General features: G+C 74.6%; 18 protein-coding genes. 3 read left to right on the top strand and 15 right to left on the bottom strand.

Features of this window, described 5'->3' with window-relative positions; genetic code table 11:
• Positions 1–6: 6 nt before the first annotated feature.
• The 6 genes from IE275_RS16420 to IE275_RS16445 form a co-directional block, all read right to left on the bottom strand.
• Positions 7–1,101 (bottom strand): MBL fold metallo-hydrolase, encoded by a 1,095-nt coding sequence (locus IE275_RS16420; RefSeq protein ID WP_189712033.1) that lies wholly within the window; start codon positions 1,099–1,101, stop codon positions 7–9.
• Positions 1,098–2,345 (bottom strand): aminotransferase class I/II-fold pyridoxal phosphate-dependent enzyme, encoded by a 1,248-nt coding sequence (locus tag IE275_RS16425; RefSeq protein WP_189712034.1) that lies wholly within the window; start codon positions 2,343–2,345, stop codon positions 1,098–1,100. Before IE275_RS16425 ends, IE275_RS16420 begins: the two co-directional genes overlap by 4 nt.
• A 196-nt stretch (positions 2,346–2,541) precedes the next feature.
• The gene (locus IE275_RS16430; RefSeq protein WP_189712035.1) at positions 2,542–3,291 is read right to left on the bottom strand and encodes a hypothetical protein; all 750 of its coding nucleotides are present in this window, start codon (positions 3,289–3,291) and stop codon (positions 2,542–2,544) included.
• A 261-nt stretch (positions 3,292–3,552) separates the two neighbouring features.
• Complete coding sequence (locus IE275_RS16435; RefSeq protein ID WP_373299235.1) at positions 3,553–3,870, bottom strand: DUF6158 family protein; 318 nt, start codon at positions 3,868–3,870, stop codon at positions 3,553–3,555.
• Between the two features lie 101 nt (positions 3,871–3,971).
• A complete protein-coding gene (locus IE275_RS16440; protein ID WP_189712036.1) occupies positions 3,972–5,591 on the bottom strand; it encodes an ATP-binding cassette domain-containing protein in 1,620 nt (539 codons plus the stop codon).
• Positions 5,592–5,673: 82 nt separating this feature from the next.
• Complete coding sequence (locus tag IE275_RS16445) at positions 5,674–6,330, bottom strand: histidine phosphatase family protein (protein ID WP_189712037.1); 657 nt, start codon at positions 6,328–6,330, stop codon at positions 5,674–5,676.
• A gap of 202 nt (positions 6,331–6,532) precedes the next feature.
• Here IE275_RS16445 and IE275_RS16450 point away from each other — a divergent pair, with 202 nt between their 5' ends.
• Together IE275_RS16450 and IE275_RS16455 are read left to right on the top strand one after the other, a co-directional pair.
• Positions 6,533–7,354 carry a class I SAM-dependent methyltransferase gene (locus IE275_RS16450; RefSeq protein WP_189712038.1) on the top strand — a complete coding sequence of 274 codons (822 nt, stop codon included), beginning with the start codon at positions 6,533–6,535 and terminating at the stop codon, positions 7,352–7,354.
• 87 nt (positions 7,355–7,441) lie between these two features.
• On the top strand, positions 7,442–7,612 hold the full coding sequence (locus tag IE275_RS16455) for a hydrophobic protein (protein ID WP_189712039.1): 171 nt from the start codon (positions 7,442–7,444) through the stop codon (positions 7,610–7,612).
• Between the two features lie 65 nt (positions 7,613–7,677).
• On the opposite strand, the gene IE275_RS16460 is transcribed toward IE275_RS16455, so the two are convergent.
• The 3 genes from IE275_RS16460 to IE275_RS16470 all read right to left on the bottom strand — a co-directional run bounded on the left by IE275_RS16460 (position 7,678) and on the right by IE275_RS16470 (position 10,877).
• Positions 7,678–8,361 carry a GvpL/GvpF family gas vesicle protein gene (locus IE275_RS16460; protein ID WP_189712040.1) on the bottom strand — a complete coding sequence of 228 codons (684 nt, stop codon included), beginning with the start codon at positions 8,359–8,361 and terminating at the stop codon, positions 7,678–7,680.
• Between the two features lie 267 nt (positions 8,362–8,628).
• A complete protein-coding gene (locus tag IE275_RS16465) occupies positions 8,629–10,476 on the bottom strand; it encodes a transketolase (RefSeq protein WP_189712041.1) in 1,848 nt (615 codons plus the stop codon).
• 47 nt (positions 10,477–10,523) lie between these two features.
• Positions 10,524–10,877, bottom strand: coding sequence for a hypothetical protein (locus IE275_RS16470; RefSeq protein WP_189712042.1), 354 nt, complete (start codon positions 10,875–10,877; stop codon positions 10,524–10,526).
• Positions 10,878–11,020: 143 nt separating this feature from the next.
• Here IE275_RS16470 and IE275_RS16475 point away from each other — a divergent pair, with 143 nt between their 5' ends.
• Positions 11,021–11,368: a DUF6204 family protein gene (locus IE275_RS16475; RefSeq protein ID WP_189712043.1), complete on the top strand. Its 348-nt coding sequence runs from the start codon at positions 11,021–11,023 to the stop codon at positions 11,366–11,368.
• Here the strand turns inward: IE275_RS16475 and IE275_RS16480 are convergent.
• The 6 genes from IE275_RS16480 to IE275_RS16505 all read right to left on the bottom strand — a co-directional run bounded on the left by IE275_RS16480 (position 11,340) and on the right by IE275_RS16505 (position 17,305).
• Positions 11,340–11,915, bottom strand: coding sequence for a GNAT family N-acetyltransferase (locus tag IE275_RS16480; protein ID WP_189712044.1), 576 nt, complete (start codon positions 11,913–11,915; stop codon positions 11,340–11,342). The two genes, IE275_RS16475 and IE275_RS16480, sit on opposite strands and share 29 nt — an antisense overlap.
• 38 nt (positions 11,916–11,953) lie before the next feature.
• Entirely contained in the window at positions 11,954–12,205 is a 252-nt protein-coding gene (locus IE275_RS16485) for a LapA family protein (RefSeq protein WP_189712045.1), read from the bottom strand.
• A 64-nt stretch (positions 12,206–12,269) separates the two neighbouring features.
• Entirely contained in the window at positions 12,270–13,193 is a 924-nt protein-coding gene (locus tag IE275_RS16490; protein ID WP_189712046.1) for a S66 peptidase family protein, read from the bottom strand.
• Positions 13,190–15,142, bottom strand: a complete 1,953-nt coding sequence (locus IE275_RS16495) for a prolyl oligopeptidase family serine peptidase (protein ID WP_189712047.1) — start codon at positions 15,140–15,142, stop codon at positions 13,190–13,192. Before IE275_RS16495 ends, IE275_RS16490 begins: the two co-directional genes overlap by 4 nt.
• Before the next feature lie 16 nt (positions 15,143–15,158).
• On the bottom strand, positions 15,159–16,463 hold the full coding sequence (locus IE275_RS16500; RefSeq protein ID WP_189712048.1) for a M20/M25/M40 family metallo-hydrolase: 1,305 nt from the start codon (positions 16,461–16,463) through the stop codon (positions 15,159–15,161).
• Between the two features lie 8 nt (positions 16,464–16,471).
• A complete protein-coding gene (locus IE275_RS16505) occupies positions 16,472–17,305 on the bottom strand; it encodes a M55 family metallopeptidase (RefSeq protein WP_189712049.1) in 834 nt (277 codons plus the stop codon).

Here is a 17,305-nt window from a genome sequence, read left to right on the forward strand (position 1 = left end):
CGGTGATCATCCACGTACCGGGCCGTCCGGGCAACGGGATTGTCCGAGCACCTGTGAACCCCCCACCGGAAGGTCCCACAGGTCCGCGCGGTCCCGCCCGGCCCGTGCCCAGGCCGCCCGCACCCGCAGCAGGGGTTCGAGGACGGGCTCGGCGGAGAGCACGAACGCGCCCCAGTGCATCGGGGCCATCCGGCGCGCCCCCAGATCGACGGCGGCCCGGACCGCCTCCTCCGGGTCGCAGTGGACGTCGCTGAGCCACCAGCGGGGGTCGTAGGCGCCGATGGGCAGCAGGGCGAGATCGATGCCGGGGTGGCGCAGGCCGATGCGCGAGAACCAGTGCCCGTACCCGGTGTCGCCGGCGAAGTACACGCGCCGCCCGTCCGGGGCGGTGAGCACCCAGCCGCCCCACAGGGAGCGGCAGGTGTCGGTGAGGGTCCGCTTGGACCAGTGGTGGGCGGGGACGAAGTCGAAGCGCACGCCGGACAGTTCGGACGCCTCCCACCAGTCCAGCTCGGTGACACGGGTGAACCGGCGGCGGTGGAACCAGCGTCCGAGCCCGGCCGGCACGAACACCGGTGTGTCGCGCGGGAGCCGGCGCACCGTCGGCGCGTCCAGGTGGTCGTAGTGGTTGTGGCTGATGACGACCGCGTCGATCGGCGGCAGCTCCTCCCAGGGGATGCCGACGGGGGTGATACGGGCCGGGGTGCCGAGGATGCGGCGGGACCAGACCGGGTCGGTGAGGACGGTCAGGCCGCCGACGCGCAGCACCCAACTGGCGTGCCCGGCCCAGGAGACGGCGACGGCAGCGGCGTCCACGCGGGGCAGCGGGGCGGGCGCGAAGGGCAGCCGGGGGATGTCGGCGAGGCCGTCCCTGCCCGGGCGTACGGAGCCCTCACGGGCGAAGCGGGCGAGGGCCTTCAGGCCGGGCAGCGGGGCGGTCAGCCGGTCGTGGAACGTCCGCGGCCACACCCGCCGTTCGCCCGGCGGGCGGGGTTCGGCGAGCGGGGGGAACGGCGGCGCGAGGGGGGACGGGGCGGCCGCGGCACCGGTGTCCGGGAGGTTCACCGTGTCGGTCGTGGCCGACTCGGACGGCTGCGTCATCGAGGGGGCTCCCCTCGCCGGGCATCGTCACGCAGATCGTCGAAAACCGCTCTCAGATGCGTCAACGCGCCGCGCACATGCGGCAGTTCCAGCGGGTCGGGGGAGGTCAGGCATTCCGTGCGGCGCGCGTCCGTGTCGCCGAGCAGCGGGCCGGTGGACAGGCGCACGCGCAGCGCCGCGAGATCGTCCCCGAAGCGGTGGCCGCCCGGCGCCGGCACCCCGAGCCGGGCGGAGAGGAAGTCCTCGAGATCCTGTGCGTCCCCGATGCCGCGCGGCTCCAGCGCGTCGCGCAGGGGCTCGAGATCGACGTACAGATGCCGTCCCGCGCGCGGCGGCCGGGCGAGGGCGCCCGCGGCGACCACGGCCGTGTGCACCTCCCGCGCCACGCGCGTGTGCAGGGCCACGGCGGCGGCGACCCGCCGGGCGACCGGCGCGGGCTCGGTCAGGGCGTACGCGGCGGCCGCGGCGACCGGGGCGGCCACGCGCGCGTCGAGGGCGGTCAGGACGTCGAGGACGCGCGCGTGCAGATCGTCCCCGGCGTCCGAGGCGGGGAAGCGGGCGACGGCGGCCGGCCAGCCGGCGGGCAGCAGGGCACCGGCCAGGTCGGTGACGACGGTGACCCGCTCGGGCAGCATCTCGGCGGGGCTCACCAGCACGGTGTCGCGCGGGGCGTGCACGGTGTCGCGCCAGGTCTCGTCGCTGACCAGGTGCAGCCCCTCCCCCGCCGCGGCCTCCACGGCCTCGTGCAGCACCTCCGGCGGCGCCACGGTGGCGGTGGGGTCGTCGGCGACGGACAGCACCAGCAGCCGGGGGTCGCCGCCCTCGGCCCGCACCCGGCGCACGGTCTCCAGCAGGGCGTACGGGTCGGGGACACCACCGCACTCGGCAGGCGTCGGCACATGGAACAGCGGCCGGCCCAGCAGCCGCGCGTACGGCCCCCACCAGGCCGCGCACGGCCGGGGCACCAGGACGTCGCCGCCGAGCGCGGCGGTCAGCGCGAGCAGCAGCGCGGGCGCGCCGGGACCGGCGACGGTCCTGGCGGGGCCGGCGGGCGTGCCGCGCCGATCCCAGTAGCCGCCGGCGGCCGCCAGCAGGGCGGGGCCGCCGCCGACGGGCTCGCCGTCGGCGCGGTCGGCGGCCGCGGCGAGGACGGCGGCGAGTTCGGGCAGCACGGGCAGTCCGTCCGAGGGGAGCGAAGGGCCGTAGCGGACCGGTCCGTGGCTTTCCGGTTCCGTGCGCCGCATGGGGTCCTCCGCGCAGTCCGTCGCTGGTGCCCTGTACCGTCCCCGGCCGCCGGGCGGGGCGGGCCGGGTGGTTCGTACCGTCTCGTACGGGGCGGGGTGGGCGCCGGGCCGTGCGGACGCCGTGAGTCCCCGCCCCCTGGCCGCCCGCCCGCGCCGCGCCGGTCGCAGCCCGGTCCGGGGCGGCTCGTGCGCGCGGTCAGGCGTCCCGCGCGGAGCCTCGGCGCCACAGCCGGTGCACGGCCGCGCCCAGCGCGCCGGCGATCAGCACACCGCCGGCGGCCAGGGCCGGCACGGAGTCGCGGAAGGCGCCGCCGGTACCGGCCCGGACGCCGTGCTCGACGGTGGCGGGGGGACAGGTGGCGGGGTGGGACGCGGTGCCGCCGTGGGGCTGCGCGGAGCGGGCGCAGGGACGCGGCGCCGGGGCGGGTGTCGAGCAGCTGCCGGGGTGGGCGCAGGGGGAGCCCGGATCGCAGGACGAGCCGGTGTCGCCGTACGCCGGTGTGCACGGCTGGGCGGTGCCGCCGCCGGGGCGGGTCATGTCGAAGGTGGCGCTCCAGGGGCTGCCCTGTCCGCCGGGCGGGGCCGGGCAGGAGCCGTCGACGGTCCAGGCGGTGTCCGGGCCGACCCCCTCGTCCGCGTCCTGGCCCGCGGCGGCGCTGCTGCGGGCGGTGCCGCTGTAGGCGGGCCCGGACACCGCGTCGTCGCCGCCGGGGACCCGGGTGAGCCGGACGGTGCCGTCCTCGAAGCCCAGGGAGGAGGCGTCGATGGTCTCGGGGGCGGTGCCGCCGAGCGGGTCGCAGGCCACGGAGACGGTGACGCTGCCGCCCGGGTCGACGCTGCCCGGGCTGACCTCCGCCGCCGGGTCCGCGGACGCGACCGGGCCGGCGGCGGCCAGCAGGGCACCGGCCAGGGCGACGACGGACAGGAAAGAGGCGGTGCGGCGCATGGGGCGGCTCCTTCGGCCGGCGGCTGCGGGGCGGGACCTCGTACCGGCCCCGCGACCATCACAGCCCGCCCACGCCCACACCGCGCGCGGCCGGACCCCATTGGCGGGACAGGGACGCCCATGCGGGTGACGGCGCTGCGCGGGCAACCCCGAGCCGACAGCCGAGGAAGGCAACCCGAGCCGACAGCCGGATCAGGCCGCCGGAGCAGGCAGCCGAAATGGCCGCCCCCGCGTCGGCGGCCGGCGGTCAGGGGCCGGCGGTCAGGGGCCGCCCGTCGTCTCCCGGCCCCACTTGCCGACCGGGGCCTCGGCCGTGCCCGCGCGTCCGGCGGGGGCCCGCCGGGCACCGTCGGGCCCGGCGGCGCGTTCCCGGGCTCCCTCGCGGGTGCGGCCCGGAGCCACGAAGCGGCGCGGGTTGCGGCGCAGGTACTCGCCCTCGAGCCGGGCCATACGGTCGTTGTGGGCGCGCAGGGCGTCGTTCGAGCCGTACAGCAGGGCGTCGTGGCGCGTGCGGTGGATGTTCTCCAGCTCTTTCATCAGCTGCTGGTCGTCCAGCCGGTCCGGGTCGACTCCGGTCATGGTGGTGCCCCGTCCGTCGTTCCGACTTCTGCCTCCACTGTACGAACATTCGGGCTTTCGGGCCCTCCGTGCGCCGGCAGAATCCCCGGGGGCCGGGTGCCCTACCGGGCGCGCTCCACCCGGCGCTCGTCCCACACCGGCTCCGGGGTCTCCCGGACCCGGCCGTCGCTGCCGAAGACCAGGTAGCGGTCGAAGGAGCGGGCGAACCAGCGGTCGTGGGTGACGGCGAGGACCGTGCCGTCGAAGGCCTCCAGGCCCTCCTGGAGCGCCTCGGCGGATTCCAGGTCGAGGTTGTCGGTGGGCTCGTCGAGCAGCAGCGCGGTGACGCCCTGTAGTTCCAGGAGGAGGATCTGGAAGCGGGCCTGCTGGCCCCCGGAGAGCCGGTCGAAGGTCTGCTCGGCCTGCTGGGTCAGCTCGTAGCGGCGCAGCCGGGACATGGCCGCGCCCCGGTCCTGGGAGTGCTCCTGCCACAGGATGTCGAGAAGGGGGCGGCCCTGGAGTTCGGGGTGGGCGTGGGTCTGGGCGAAGTGGCCGGGGACGACCCGCGCGCCGAGCTTCCACGCGCCCGTGTGCGTCACGTTCTCGCCGGCCAGCAGCCGCAAGAAGTGCGACTTGCCGGAGCCGTTGGAGCCGAGGACCGCGACCCGCTCGCCGTAGAAGACCTCCAGGTCGAAGGGCTTCATCAGGCCGGTCAGTTCGAGGTCCTTGCAGGTGATGGCCCGTACGCCGGTGCGGCCGCCCTTGAGGCGCATGGTGATGTCCTGCTCGCGCGGCGGCTCCGGCGGCGGGCCCGCCTCCTCGAACTTGCGCAGCCGGGTCTGGGCGGCCTGGTAGCGGGAGCTCAGCTCGTGGCTGATGGAGGCGGCCTGGCGGAGGTTCAGGACCAGCTTCTTCAGCTGGGCGTGCTTCTCGTCCCAGCGGCGGCGCAACTCCTCGAAACGGGCGAAGCGTTCGCGGCGGGCGTCGTGGTAGGTGGCGAAGCCTCCGCCGTGCACCCAGGCGTCGGCGCCGGTGGGCGAGGGCTCCACGGAGACGATCTTCTCGGCGGCGCGGGAGAGGAGTTCGCGGTCGTGGGAGACGAAGAGGACCGTCTTGCGGGTCTCCTTCAGCCGCTCCTCCAGCCAGCGCTTGCCGGGGACGTCGAGGTAGTTGTCGGGCTCGTCGAGCAGCAGCACCTCGTCGGTGCCGCGCAGCAGCGCCTCCAGCACGAGCCGCTTCTGCTCACCGCCGGAGAGCGTGCGCACGAGCCGGAACTGCGCCTTGTCGTACGGCATCCCGAGCGCGGCCGTGGTGCACATGTCCCACAGCGTCTCGGCCTCGTAGCCGCGTGCCTCGGCCCAGTCGGAGAGCGCCTGCGCGTACTGGATCTGCGCGGCCTCGTCGTCGACGGTCATGATGGCGTGCTCGGCCTTGTCGACGGCCTTCGCGACCGTCTGGAGCCGGGACGAGGACACCGACACGAGCAGGTCGCGCACGGTCGTCTCGTCCCGTACGGAGCCCACGAACTGGCGCATCACGCCGAGGCCGCCGCCGACGGTGACGGTGCCGCCGTGCGGCTTCAGCTCGCCGGAGATCAGCCGCAGCAGGGTGGTCTTGCCGGCGCCGTTGGGGCCGACCAGGGCCACCACGGCGCCTTCGCCCACCCGGAAGGACACGTCGCCGAGCAACGCCCTCCCGTCGGGGAGGTAGTACTCGAGGTGCGCGGCTTCCAGATGTCCCATGAGGAGGCATTCTGCGGTCCGCCCACGCCAACCGGCAAACCGTTTGGCGGCCGGGACCAGGGATCATGCGGTCCGAGCCCGGTCAGCCGCGCGCCTGAAGCTCCTCGCCCGCCGGGCCGCCCTCCCCTTCCGGGGTCACCGTGGCGCCCGCCCAGACCAGGGCCTTCCAGCCGTCCGCCGGGGAGCCCTCCAGGATCACCGTGCCGGTGTTGGCGAGACGGTGGCCGGCGGCGAAGGGCACGTCGACGTTGTCGGCGCGGGCGGCGGCCCAGGTGCGGATCGCGGCACCGTGGCTGACCAGGACGACCGTCCCCGCGCCGCTCGCCGCGGCCTCGGCGACCACGGCGTCGTACCGCGCCAGGAACTCCGCGCCGCTCTCGCCGCCGGGCATGCGCAGCTCCACGTCGCCGGCGGCCCAGGCGAACGCCGTACGCATGTAGCGCTCGCCGGGCGCGGAGCCGCCGGGCGCCATCTCCAGGTCGCCCGCGGCGATCTCCCGGATGCCGTCGCGGACGCGTACGTCGAGACCGCGGGCGGCGGCCAGCGGCGCGGCGGTGAGCTGGGTGCGCACGAGGGTGGAGGCGTACAGCGCCTCGACGTCCTCGTCGGCGAGGGCCCCCGGCAGGGCGGCCGCCTGCCGTTCGCCCAGCTCGGTCAGGCCGGGCCCGGGGACCGCGGTGTCCAGCAGATAGTCCACGTTCGAGGGGGTCTGGCCATGGCGGACGAGCACCAGTCGCATGCGGGGATCCTCCGGAGTCGGACACCGCCCCCACCCCGGAAACGGCCACCTCAGCGTACCCGCGGGGGCCTGCGCCCCAACACCCCGGTCTGTCCATATGGTGAAACAAATGATCTCAGTATGCGGCCATGAGCGTACGGTGACGGGTATCGCCCGGGACTCCCCGGAGCCCGGGGCCGGTACGCCGAGAAGGGGTAGAGCCATGCCGAAAGCGCAGGAGACCGCCGTCTACACGCACGGACACCACGAGTCGGTCCTGCGGTCGCACACCTGGCGCACCGCCGCCAACTCCGCGGCCTATCTGCTCGACTCGCTGAAGCCGCACATGCGGATCCTGGACATCGGCTGCGGCCCGGGCACCATCACCGCCGACCTGGCGGCCCTGGTCCCCGACGGACACGTCACCGGCGTCGACCACGCGCCGGACATCCTGGACCGGGCCCGCGACACCGCCGCCGCCCGCGGTCTGTCCAACATCGACTTCGCGGTCGCCGACGTCCACGCCCTGGACTACGCGGACGACACGTTCTGCGTGGTCCACGCCCACCAGGTGCTCCAGCACGTGGGCGATCCCGTGCAGGCGCTGCGCGAGATGCGGCGGGTGACGAAGCCGGGCGGGTACGTGGCCGTCCGCGACTCGGACTACGCGGCGATGACCTGGTATCCCGCGTCCCGGGGGATGGACGACTGGCTGGACCTGTACCACCGGGTGGCCCGGGCCAACGGCGGCGAGCCGGACGCGGGGCGCCGGCTGAAGTCCTGGGCGCTGGAGGCCGGGTTCACCGACATCACGGCGACCTCCGGCACCTGGACCTTCAGCACCGCCGAGGAGCGGGCGTGGTGGAGCGGACTGTGGGCCGACCGCACCGTGGCCTCCTCGTACGCGGAGCGCGCCACGCAGGGGGGTCACGCCACCGCGGAACAGCTGCGGGCGGTGTCCCGGGCCTGGCGGGAGTGGGGCGAGCGGGAGGACGGCTGGTTCAGCGTCCTGCACGGGGAGATCCTGTGCCGGAAGGACGCCTGAGCCGCGGACGGTTCGCGGACGAGCCGTGAATGACGGGCGAATGATTTCCGCGATCCGGGAAACCCGCATCGCAGGAGGTCGAAAACTATGGTTCCCATTCTGCTGGTACTTCTTCTGGTGCTGATTCTCTTCGGTGCGGGGTTCGCGCTGAAGGCACTCTGGTGGATCGCCATCGCCGTTCTCGTCGTCTGGCTGCTCGGATTCCTGTTCCGTGGGGCGAGCGCGAGCGGGGGCAGGGGCCGCTGGTACAGGTGGTGACACCGGCGAGATGACTCGTTTCCGAACGGCCCGGGGGCCGCAATTGCGGCCCCCGGGCCGTTCCGTCATGCATTCACGTCGTCGTCCAGGAAGGCGTCCACGAAGGAATAGGCCGCCCACGGCCCGGCGAGTTCGACGCGCACACCCGGAACGTCGCCTTTCACCCGCTCCATGATTTCCACGAATTCCTCGGATTCCGCACGGGGCACCAGATAGGCGGCGTCCAGCACGGCCTGCGGGGCGTTCCGCGGGGCGGTGATCCGCGCCGGGCGCAGCCGGACGACATCGGCGTGCGCGGCGAAGGTCTCGTGCAGCCGGTCGATGAACTCCCGGGTCTCCACCGTCCCGGCGCCGGTGTCGTCGTACACCCGCACACCCCACTCGACCCGTCCCTGCAACCGGTCCAGGGTGCGCCGGAAGTCCTCCTCGCGCTCCTCCATCATCACCCGCACCCCGCTGTCGTCGCGGAACACGGTGGCGGGGCGAAGCGGCAGCGGGGTGGTGACGGCGGTGAGCGCGTCGACCACCTGCTGGTGGGCGCGGGCGGTCCCGGTGAGCCAGTCGTGGTCCGCGAGGTGGTCGCGGAGCGGCTCCTCGGCGAAATCGCGCTCCGGCACATGGCTGACGACGGCGATCAGGCCGTGGTGGGTGAGCAGCCGCGGCGGATCGCCCCCGACGCCGGTGAGATCCGCCTGGAGAGGCGCGCCGAGCGGATGGCAGACGGCGTAGACGTACCGCAGTCCTGTCATGACGACTCCTCCCGAACGTTCCGCCGGGCCTCCCGCGCCGCACGGCCCTCACGGACCCCGCGGCACCGGCCGACCCTGTGCGGTCGATACCCCTCTCCGTTCCCTCACGGACCCCTTCGTCCGTATTTGCCTGCACTCGTTCGTACCCGTGATCGCGTGTCCGTACGCGTCCGTACTCGTGGGTGCCCGTCGACGCTCGGCGGCGTCGGCCGGCATGCGCCCTCATCGTCCTCTCGGCCGCCGCCGCGCGCGAGCGCGGCGGCGGATTCACGGCACGACCGCGTGCTCCACCAGCAGCCGGGCCGACACGGCGATCGCGTCGGCGTCGATACCGGCGGCGTGCAGCTGCTCCCGCGGGGACGCCGAGCCCGGCATCGTCCGGACGGCCAGCCGCACCAGGCGGGGCACGGGCCGCCCGTCGGTGAAGGCGTCGAGGACGGCGTCCCCGAGGCCGCCCTCCTCGTGGTGGTCCTCCACGGTCAGCAGACAGCCGGTCTCCTCGGCGGCCCGCCGCAGCACGGCCCGGTCGACGGGCTTGACCGAGTACAGGTCGACGACCCGCACCGCGATGCCCTCGCCGGCGAGCGCGTCGGCGGCCCGCAGCGCCTCGTGCACGGTGACCCCGGCCGCCACGACGGTCACCCGGTCCCGGCCGGAGGAACGCAGCACCTTGCTGCCGCCGACCGGGAACTCCTCGTCGGGCCCGTAGAGCACCGGTCCGGCGCCGCGCGAGGTGCGTAGATAGCGGATGCCGTCGAGGCCGGCCATGGCGGTGACGAGGCGGGCGGTCTGGTGGGCGTCGCACGGGTACAGCACGGTCGAGCCGTGCACGGCGCGGAACATCGCGAGATCCTCAAGACCCATCTGCGACGGCCCGTCCTGCCCGATGGCCACTCCGGCGTGCGAGCCGACCAGGTTGATCCCGGCCCCGCCGACCGACGCCATCCGCACGAAGTCGTGGGCCCGGGTCAGGAAGGCCGCGAACGTGGAGGCGTACGGCACCCAGCCGCGCGTCGCCATCCCGACCGCGGCGGCGACGAGCTGCTGCTCGGCGATGTAGCACTCGAAGAAACGTTCCGGGTGGGCCTTGGCGAAGTACTCGGCGCGGGTGGAGTCGCTCACCTCGCCGTCGAGGGCGACGACGTCCTCGCGGACGGTGCCGAGGGCGGCGAGGGCCTTCCCGTAGGCGTCACGGGTGGCCACCTCCTCGCCCTCCTCCCAGCGGGGCAGGTCGAGCCGGCCGGTGGGGACGGAGTGCAGCAGGCGGGCGTCGGCCGGTTCGTGCACCCGCACGCGCAGGCCGCGGATCCCGCCGAGTTCCGCGATCGCCGCCTCCGCGTCGGGCAGCGGCTTGCCGTGCAGGCCCTCGCGGTCCTGGACGGAGGCGACGCCCTTGCCCTTGATGGTGCGCGCGAGGATCGCGGTGGGCTGCCCCCGGGTGGAGAGCGCCTCGGCGCAGGCGCGGTCGACGGCGTCCACGTCGTGCCCGTCGACGCGCACGGTGTGCCAGTCGAAGGCCTGGAAGCGGCGGGCGTAGGCGTCGAGGTCGTGGCCGTGCCGGGTGGGGCCGCGCTGGCCGAGCCGGTTGACGTCGACGATCGCGACGAGGTTGTCCAGGTGCTCGTGCCCGGCGTGCTCGGCGGCCTCCCACACGGAGCCCTCCGCCAGCTCGCTGTCCCCGCACAGCACCCACACCCGGGCGGCGGAGCGGTCCAGCCGCAGCGCGGCAAGGGCGATGCCGACGCCCACGGGCAGGCCCTGGCCGAGCGACCCGGTGGCCGTCTCGACCCACGGCAGCCGACGCGGGGTCGGGTGCCCTTCGAGCCGGCTGCCGAGCGTGCGGAAGGTGAGCAGTTCGTCGTCGCCGATCGCGCCGGCCGCCTTGTAGGCGGCGTAGAGCAGGGGCGAGGCGTGGCCCTTGGACAGGACGAGGCGGTCGTTGCCCGGGTGGGCGGGGCGGTCGAAGTCGTAGCGGAGGTGGTGCGCCAGCAGGACCGCCATCAGGTCCGCGGCCGACATCGAGGACGTCGGGTGCCCGGATCCCGCGGCGGCGGCGGCGCGCACGCTGTCCACCCGCAGCTGCTGTCCGAGGTCGGTGAGTTCGGCGGTGTCCATCGGCTACCGCGCTCCTTCCGAAGGGGTGTCCGGATGCCGGCGGGGGCTCATCCGCGGTGGTGCGGGTGCTCGGGGTCGAGGTCGTCGAGGCGGGGCGCCCGGCCGGGCTCCGGCACCCGGGCGCCGGGCGCGGTGGGCGGCATCGGCGGGTACACGATGCCCAGGCCGCCGGGCGGCCCCGCGGGCGGCGTGCCGCCGACGACCCGGCCCGGCGGGGCGGGCAGCTCCGGCCCGTCGGCCGGTGCGTCCGCGTGCCGGGTCCGGGACGGCGCGTGGGGCCGGGTGGGGCCGCGCAGCGCGTACGCCACGACGCCGAGGACCACCGCGGCGATCAGTGCGGCGATCAGCCCGGCGGCCGAGCCGGGCAGGCCGGCGTGCTCCAGGTGCTGGGTACCTTCCATGGCGCGTCGGGTACCCGCCGGCCCGGGAGGCTAACTCGGCGGCGGCTCCCGCCGGACCTGGGCCCGGCGAAATTCCGCGTGCGCGGCAGCCGCGCCGACGTAGGGTCGACGGTCCGACGAGTCGAGTGGCACGAGGAGTGATCGTGAGCGAGCAGCACACCTACCGGGTGATCGTCCGGGGCACCTGGGACGGGCTCACCGAGGAGGGCCGTGCCCGGCTGCTCACCGAGGCCGCCGACCACGGTCTGACCAGCATGCGGTTCACCGAGGAGGGCACGCTGACGTACGAGCCGTCGCCGCTGAAGCACTTCTCGATGCGCTATGTGGTGGTGTCGGACGCGGCGGACGGCGAGGAGATGGCGGGCGCGCTCGCCGAGGACCGGGCGGAGACGGCCCTGCGGGAGCTGGGCCACGGTTTCACCGGGCTGCGCTCGACCGTCACCGACCTCGACACGATGAAGGTCAACCGGAAGCCCGCGTCTCGGCGGTGATCGCCCACCGTTCGTGGTCCCGCCACTCCCCGTCGATGTAGATCATCTTCGGGGAGAAGCCCTCCCGCCGGAAGCCGCAGGAGCGGGCGAGGGCGAGGGAGGCGGTGTTCCCGGGCTGCGCGTTGATCTCCAGCCGGTGCAGCCGCATCGGCCCGAACGCGTACCCGACGACGAGTCCGAGCGCCTCGCGCATCAGCCCGCGCCCCGCCGCGTGCGCGAAGGCGCCGTAGCCGAGGGCGCCGCAGAGGAACCCGCCGTGGACGATGTTGTTGATGTTGACGAACCCCGCGAGGGCCCCGGCCCCCTTCCCGTCGCCCTCCCCCGGGTCCTTCTCGCACACCAGGAACCCGGCCTTCGTCGGATCCTCGATCAGCCGGCCCGCGTACGCGGTGTACGCCTCGGGGGTGGCCGGCGGGAACAGCCAGGGGCGGTGCAGGTCCTCGCTCTCGCGGACCCGGGCGGTGAACTCCGCCCCGTCCGCGTACGTGTAGTGGCGTATCCCCACACGGGGTCCTTCGGCGAGGTAGCGCGATGCGGTGTGCGGCATCCGGTCACCCTACGGCGGCGAACCGGCTGGGACCGGTGCTAGCGGCGGCGCCTCATGAAGTACGCCCCGCACAGGGCGCCGACGAGCGCCGTGGCGAGGAGGGCCGCCCAGAGCGGCATGGTCACCTCGGGGATCAGCAGCCTGATCTCGGTGTCGTCGGTGTTCTGGAAGATGAAGATCAGGGTGAGGACGGCGAGCACCAGCACGGTGACCCGCGCGGGCGTCACCTCCATACGTCTGCCGCCGTGCTTCCCGCTGCGCTCGGTCGTCTTCGAGGTCTTCGGGCTCATACCCCCAGGGTGAGCCCGCCGCGGCCCTCACGCACGGTGAGAACCGTCCCGGGGGGGTGACCCGTCAGCGCAGGGCGGGCTCGTCGAGCGTGAGCGTCCCCGCGTCCGCGTCCAGGACGGCGCCGACGCCGAGGGGTACGGTCACGGCCCCCTCGCAGTGCCCGAACCCCAGCTCCTCGACGACCGGGACTCCCAGCCCGCCGAGCCGGTCGGCGAGCACCGGCCGCAGCTCCTCGTAGCTCCCGCACCGGTCCCAGGAGCCGAGCCCGATGCCGGTCACGCCGTCCAGCCAGCCGGTGCGCAGCAGCTGTGTCAGGGCCCGGTCGACGGCGTACGGCGGCTCCGCCACGTCCTCGAGCAGGAGCAGCCCGCCGCGCGCCCCGGCCCGGGTGTGCGGGGTGCCGTATCCGGTGGCGAGCAGCGCCAGGCAGCCGCCCAGGGTGACGCCCCGGGCGCGGCCGGGCGCGAGGGCGGTGCCGGAGGAGGTGAGGGTGCGGACGGTCTCCGGGGCGAAGAGGGTGGCCCTGAGGTGGTCCTGGGTCCGGGTGTTCTTGATGAAGTCGGCGCCGCTGGCCACGGGGCCGTAGAGGGTGACCAGGCCGAGACGGACGGCGAACGCCTCGTGCAGTGCAGTGCTGTCGCTGAAGCCGACGAACACCTTCGGTCCGGCCGCCCGCATCGCGTCCCAGTCGAGCAGGTCGACGACGCGCTGGGCGCCGTAGCCGCCGCGGGCGCAGAGCACCGCGTCGACGGACGGGTCGCACCAGGCCCGCTGGAGGTCGGCGGCGCGGTCGGCGTCCGTGCCCGCCAGGTAGCCGAGTCCCGGGTCGCGGTCGAGGACATGGGGCGCGGCGACCGGGTCGAGGTCCCAGCCGCGCAGCAGGTCGAGGCCCGCCTGGAGCCGTTCCTCCACAATGGGTCCGCTGGGCGCGACGACGGCGACGCGGGCACCGGGGGCGAGCCTGGACGGACGCACGAGATCCTTCACTGCACCAGCTCCAATACGGGGACGCCGGGCGGACGCAACCCGAACACCTGAGCGTACAGGGACAGTTCGGCCTCCAGTGCCCGCACCATCGTCGCCGCCCGCCGGAATCCGTGCCCCTCCCCCTCGAAGGTGAGGTGGGCGTGCGGCACCCGCCGTCCCGCCAGCCGGGCGAGGAACCGCTCGGCCTGCGCGGGCGGGCAGATCACGTCGTCCAGGCCCTGGAGCAGCAGGAACGGCACGGTGATCCGGTCGGCGTGGGCCACCGGTGAGCGCTCGGCGTAGCGGGCGGGCACCTCGGCGAGCGGTCCGACGAGGCCGTCGAGGTAGCGGGACTCCAGATCGTGGGTCCCGCCGGTCGCCCAGGCCTCCAGGTCGAGGACGGGGTAGCTGATGGTGCCGCAGGCGTACACGTCCGTGCCGGTCAGGGACACGGCGGCGGTCCAGCCGCCCGCGCTGCCGCCCCGGATCGCCAGCCGGCGGCGGTCGGCTGTGCCCTCGTCGGCGAGCGCCAGCGCGACGGCCGCGCAGTCCTCGACGTCGACCACACCCCACTGTTCGCGCAGCCGCTCCCGGTACTCCCGCCCGTATCCGGTCGAGCCGCCGTAGTCGACCTCGGCGACGCCGATGCCCCGGGAGGTGAAGTAGGCGATCTCCAGGTCCAGCACGAGGGGCGCCCGGTCGGTGGGCCCGCCGTGCGCGTGGACGATGTACGGCGGCAGTTCGTTGCCGGGGGCGACGCAGCCCGGGTTGTGCGGCGGGTAGACGTGGGCGTGGATCTCGCGGCCCTCGGGACCGGTGAAGGTACGGATCTGCGGTTCCGGGTAGTACGCCGGGTCCACCGCGTCGTCGTGCGCGGCCCCGATCACGCGGGCCCGGCCGGTGCGCGCGTCCAGTTCCACGACCTCGTACGCGCTGCGCGGGGAGGCCGCCACGGCGACGACCCGGTCGCCGCGCACGGCGAGCGTGGCGGTGAACTCCGTCCACGGGCCGGCCGCGTCGACCAGTTCGCCGCTCTCCGGGTCGAGGATGCCGAGCGCGGTGGCTCCCCGGCCGTGGACGGCGGCGACCAGGCCGTCGTCCAGCGGCGCGAACCACTGGTGCCCGAGTTTCCACAGCGCCCCGCCGAACTCCTCCTCGCGCGGGCACACCGGTTCGTGGTCGCGGTACAGGTTCCACCAGCCGCCGCGGTCGCTCGCGTACAGCAGAGAGCCGTCCGCCGCCCAGTCGGCCTGCGCGACGGACTCCCGCTCCCCGCCGGCCACCACGTGCGGACCGCTCAGTCGCCCGTCGGGTGTGACCTCGGCGACGACCACCTCCGTCGCGTCCCACGGCATCGCCGGATGGTCCCAGGCCAGCCAGACGGCCCGGCGGCCGTCCGGCGAGAGCCGGGGCCCGGTGACGAACCGCCGCCGGTCGTCGGTGAGTTCGCGCACGGCCCCGCGGTCCCCGGCCGCCGATCCGTCCAGCGGTACGGCGGCCAGGACCCGGCGCACGTCGGTGGGCGCCTCGCCGGTGAACTCCTCCAGCACGCACCACACTTCGCCCCGCTCCAAAAGCACCTGCGGCTCCGCCCAGCGCAGTCCCGCGCCCACAAGCGAGACGGGGGTGAGCGGGCGCGGTTCGCTCCCGGGCTCGTGGGCGTACAGCCGCTGGTCGGCGAAGTTCACGAACACCACCAGGGGGCCGCCCTCGCGTACGGCTCCCGCCCAGGGCCGGCCGCCGTACTCGACGACCCGGCTGCGGACGTTCCAGGGGGCGGGCAGGACGGACTCCTCGGTGCCGTCCACGTGCCGGCGCACCAGGGTGCGCCGGCCGCCCTCGGCGGGGCGGGGCGCGGTCCACCAGACCTCTTCGCCGACGAAACCGACGTACTCGGGCCGCCCGTCGTGCGCGGCGGCGAGTCGCGCGTCGATGGGTGAGGGCCAGGAACCGTACGGCAGGATGTGCACGTTCTCCCCCGCTCGCCTAGGCCGTGCGCAGGAAACGGTCGAGGACGCGGACACCGAACCGGAGCGCCTCCACGGGGACGCGTTCGTCGACGCCGTGGAACATCGCCTGGTGGTCGAAGCCCACGGGCAGCCGCAGCGGCGCGAAGCCGTAGCCGGTGATCCCGAGCCGGGAGAACTGCTTGGCGTCCGTGCCGCCGGACATGCAGTACGGCACGACGTGCCCCTCGGGCGCGAACTCCTCGACGGCGGCGCGCATCCGGGCGTAGAGGGGGGTGTCCAGCGGCGCCTGGAGGGCGACTTCGCGGTGCTCGAACTCCCAGTCGACGTCGGGGCCGGTGAGGTGGTCGAGGGTCGCGGTGAACTCGTCCTCGCCGCCCGGGAGATACCGCCCGTCGACGTACGCGACGGCCTCCCCCGGAATCACGTTGATCTTGTAACCGGCGTTCAGCATGGTCGGGTTGGCGCTGTTGCGGACGGTCGCCTCGACGAGGGAGGCGGCCGGGCCGAGCTTCTTCAGCAGGCCGTCGACGTCGTCGAGGTCGGGCTCGATGCCGTACAGCGCGGCGAGTTCGGTGAGCGCGGCGCGCACGGTCGGGGTGAGCCGCGGCGGCCACTCGTGCGTACCGATCCGGGTGACGGCGGCGGCCAGCCGGGTCACCGCGTTGTCCCGGTTGACCTTGGAGCCGTGCCCGGCGCGGCCGCGCGCGGTGAGCTTCAGCCAGCCGGTGCCGCGCTCCCCCGCCGCGATCGGGTAGATCTCGTGCCCGGCACCGTCGTGGAAGGTGAACGCCCCGGACTCGCCGATGGCCTGCGTGCAGCCCTCGAAGAGCCCGGCGTGCCGGTCGGCGAGGAAGCCGGAGCCGTCCTCGGCGCTGGCCTCCTCGTCGGCGGTGAAGGCCAGCACGAGGTCGCGGCGGGGCCGGACGCCCTGGCGGGCCCAGGCCCGCACGACCGCCAGGATCATCGCGTCCATGTTCTTCATGTCGACCGCGCCGCGCCCCCACACGACGTCGTCGCGCACCTCCCCGGAGAAGGGGTGCACGCTCCAGTCGGCGGCCTCGGCGGGGACGACGTCCAGGTGGCCGTGGACGAGCAGCGCGTCGGCGGACGGGTCGGTGCCCTCGATCCGGGCGACGACGTTGGTGCGCCCCGGGGTGCGTTCGAGGAGCGTCGGTTCCACCCCCGCGCCTGCGAGCAGCGCGGCCGTGTACTCGGCGGCGGGCCGCTCGCGGCAGTCGCCGCCGCCCCGGTTGGTGGTGTCGATCCGGATGAGGTCGGAGGTGAACCGGACGACCTCGTCCCTCGCCTGTGCGTCAGCCATGGTGCTCCTCAGCCATACTGCTCCTCGATCGCCGCGGAGGCGATCGTGGTCACCGCCTTGAAGGTACGGATGCCCTCGTACATCGTGCCGCTGGTGTAGGCGATCCGGCGTTCGCCGGCCCGGTTCACGCCCGGGACGACGGTGACGGCCCGCGCGAGGTGTTCGGCGTCGAACTCCACCTCGACGGTGAACGGCCCGCCGCGTACCGCCTCGCGGCGGACCGCCAGCGCGGCGGCCTCCTTCGCGGCGGCCCGGATGTCGGCGGCGGTGCGGGCCGGCGTCCGGCACACGGCCGCGTATCGCGAGACATGGTCCTTGACGGCGACCTTCAGCGCGCCGGGCGCGTAGCCGAGGGCGTCCTCGCAGGCCACGTCGTCGCCGGTGACGAGGACGACCGGGACGCCGTACTCGGCGACGACATGGGCGTTGAGCAGGCCCTCGCTGGCCCGTACGCCGTTCAGCCAGACGCCGGTGACGGAGTTGGCGAGGTAGGTGTGGGCGAGGACGCCCTCCATGCCTGCGCCGGCGTGGTAGCCGACGAAGGCGACGCCGTCGACGTCGCCGTGCTGCACGCCTTCCACCATGGAGAGGTCCTTGTGCTTGCCGGTGAGCATCTGCGCCCGCTCGTCGAGCCGTTCGAGGAGCAGGTTGCGCATGGTCCAGTGGGCCTCGTTGATCAGCACCTCGTCGGCGCCGCCGTCGAGGAAGCCGAGGACGGCCGCGTCGACGTCCGAGGTGAACATCGCCCGGCAGCGCTCCCACTGCGGCGTCCCGGGCAGCACGTCGGCGGGCCAGGTGACACCGGTGGCGCCCTCCATGTCGGCGCTGATGAGGATCTTCAT

This window comes from Streptomyces phaeofaciens (assembly GCF_014648915.1).
Classification (GTDB): domain Bacteria; phylum Actinomycetota; class Actinomycetes; order Streptomycetales; family Streptomycetaceae; genus Streptomyces; species Streptomyces phaeofaciens.

Bases quoted from the DNA above. Each gene is read 5' to 3' on its own strand.
- IE275_RS16420 (WP_189712033.1), bottom strand. From the start codon at position 1,101: ATGACGCAGCCGTCCGAGTCGGCCACGACCGACACGGTGAACCTCCCG.
- IE275_RS16425 (WP_189712034.1), bottom strand. From the start codon at position 2,345: ATGCGGCGCACGGAACCGGAAAGCCACGGACCGGTCCGCTACGGCCCT.
- IE275_RS16430 (WP_189712035.1), bottom strand. From the start codon at position 3,291: ATGCGCCGCACCGCCTCTTTCCTGTCCGTCGTCGCCCTGGCCGGTGCC.
- IE275_RS16435 (WP_373299235.1), bottom strand. From the start codon at position 3,870: ATGACCGGAGTCGACCCGGACCGGCTGGACGACCAGCAGCTGATGAAA.
- IE275_RS16440 (WP_189712036.1), bottom strand. From the start codon at position 5,591: ATGGGACATCTGGAAGCCGCGCACCTCGAGTACTACCTCCCCGACGGG.
- IE275_RS16445 (WP_189712037.1), bottom strand. From the start codon at position 6,330: ATGCGACTGGTGCTCGTCCGCCATGGCCAGACCCCCTCGAACGTGGAC.
- IE275_RS16450 (WP_189712038.1), top strand. From the start codon at position 6,533: ATGCCGAAAGCGCAGGAGACCGCCGTCTACACGCACGGACACCACGAG.
- IE275_RS16455 (WP_189712039.1), top strand. From the start codon at position 7,442: ATGGTTCCCATTCTGCTGGTACTTCTTCTGGTGCTGATTCTCTTCGGT.
- IE275_RS16460 (WP_189712040.1), bottom strand. From the start codon at position 8,361: ATGACAGGACTGCGGTACGTCTACGCCGTCTGCCATCCGCTCGGCGCG.
- IE275_RS16465 (WP_189712041.1), bottom strand. From the start codon at position 10,476: ATGGACACCGCCGAACTCACCGACCTCGGACAGCAGCTGCGGGTGGAC.
- IE275_RS16470 (WP_189712042.1), bottom strand. From the start codon at position 10,877: ATGGAAGGTACCCAGCACCTGGAGCACGCCGGCCTGCCCGGCTCGGCC.
- IE275_RS16480 (WP_189712044.1), bottom strand. From the start codon at position 11,915: ATGCCGCACACCGCATCGCGCTACCTCGCCGAAGGACCCCGTGTGGGG.
- IE275_RS16485 (WP_189712045.1), bottom strand. From the start codon at position 12,205: ATGAGCCCGAAGACCTCGAAGACGACCGAGCGCAGCGGGAAGCACGGC.
- IE275_RS16500 (WP_189712048.1), bottom strand. From the start codon at position 16,463: ATGGCTGACGCACAGGCGAGGGACGAGGTCGTCCGGTTCACCTCCGAC.
- IE275_RS16505 (WP_189712049.1), bottom strand. From the start codon at position 17,305: ATGAAGATCCTCATCAGCGCCGACATGGAGGGCGCCACCGGTGTCACC.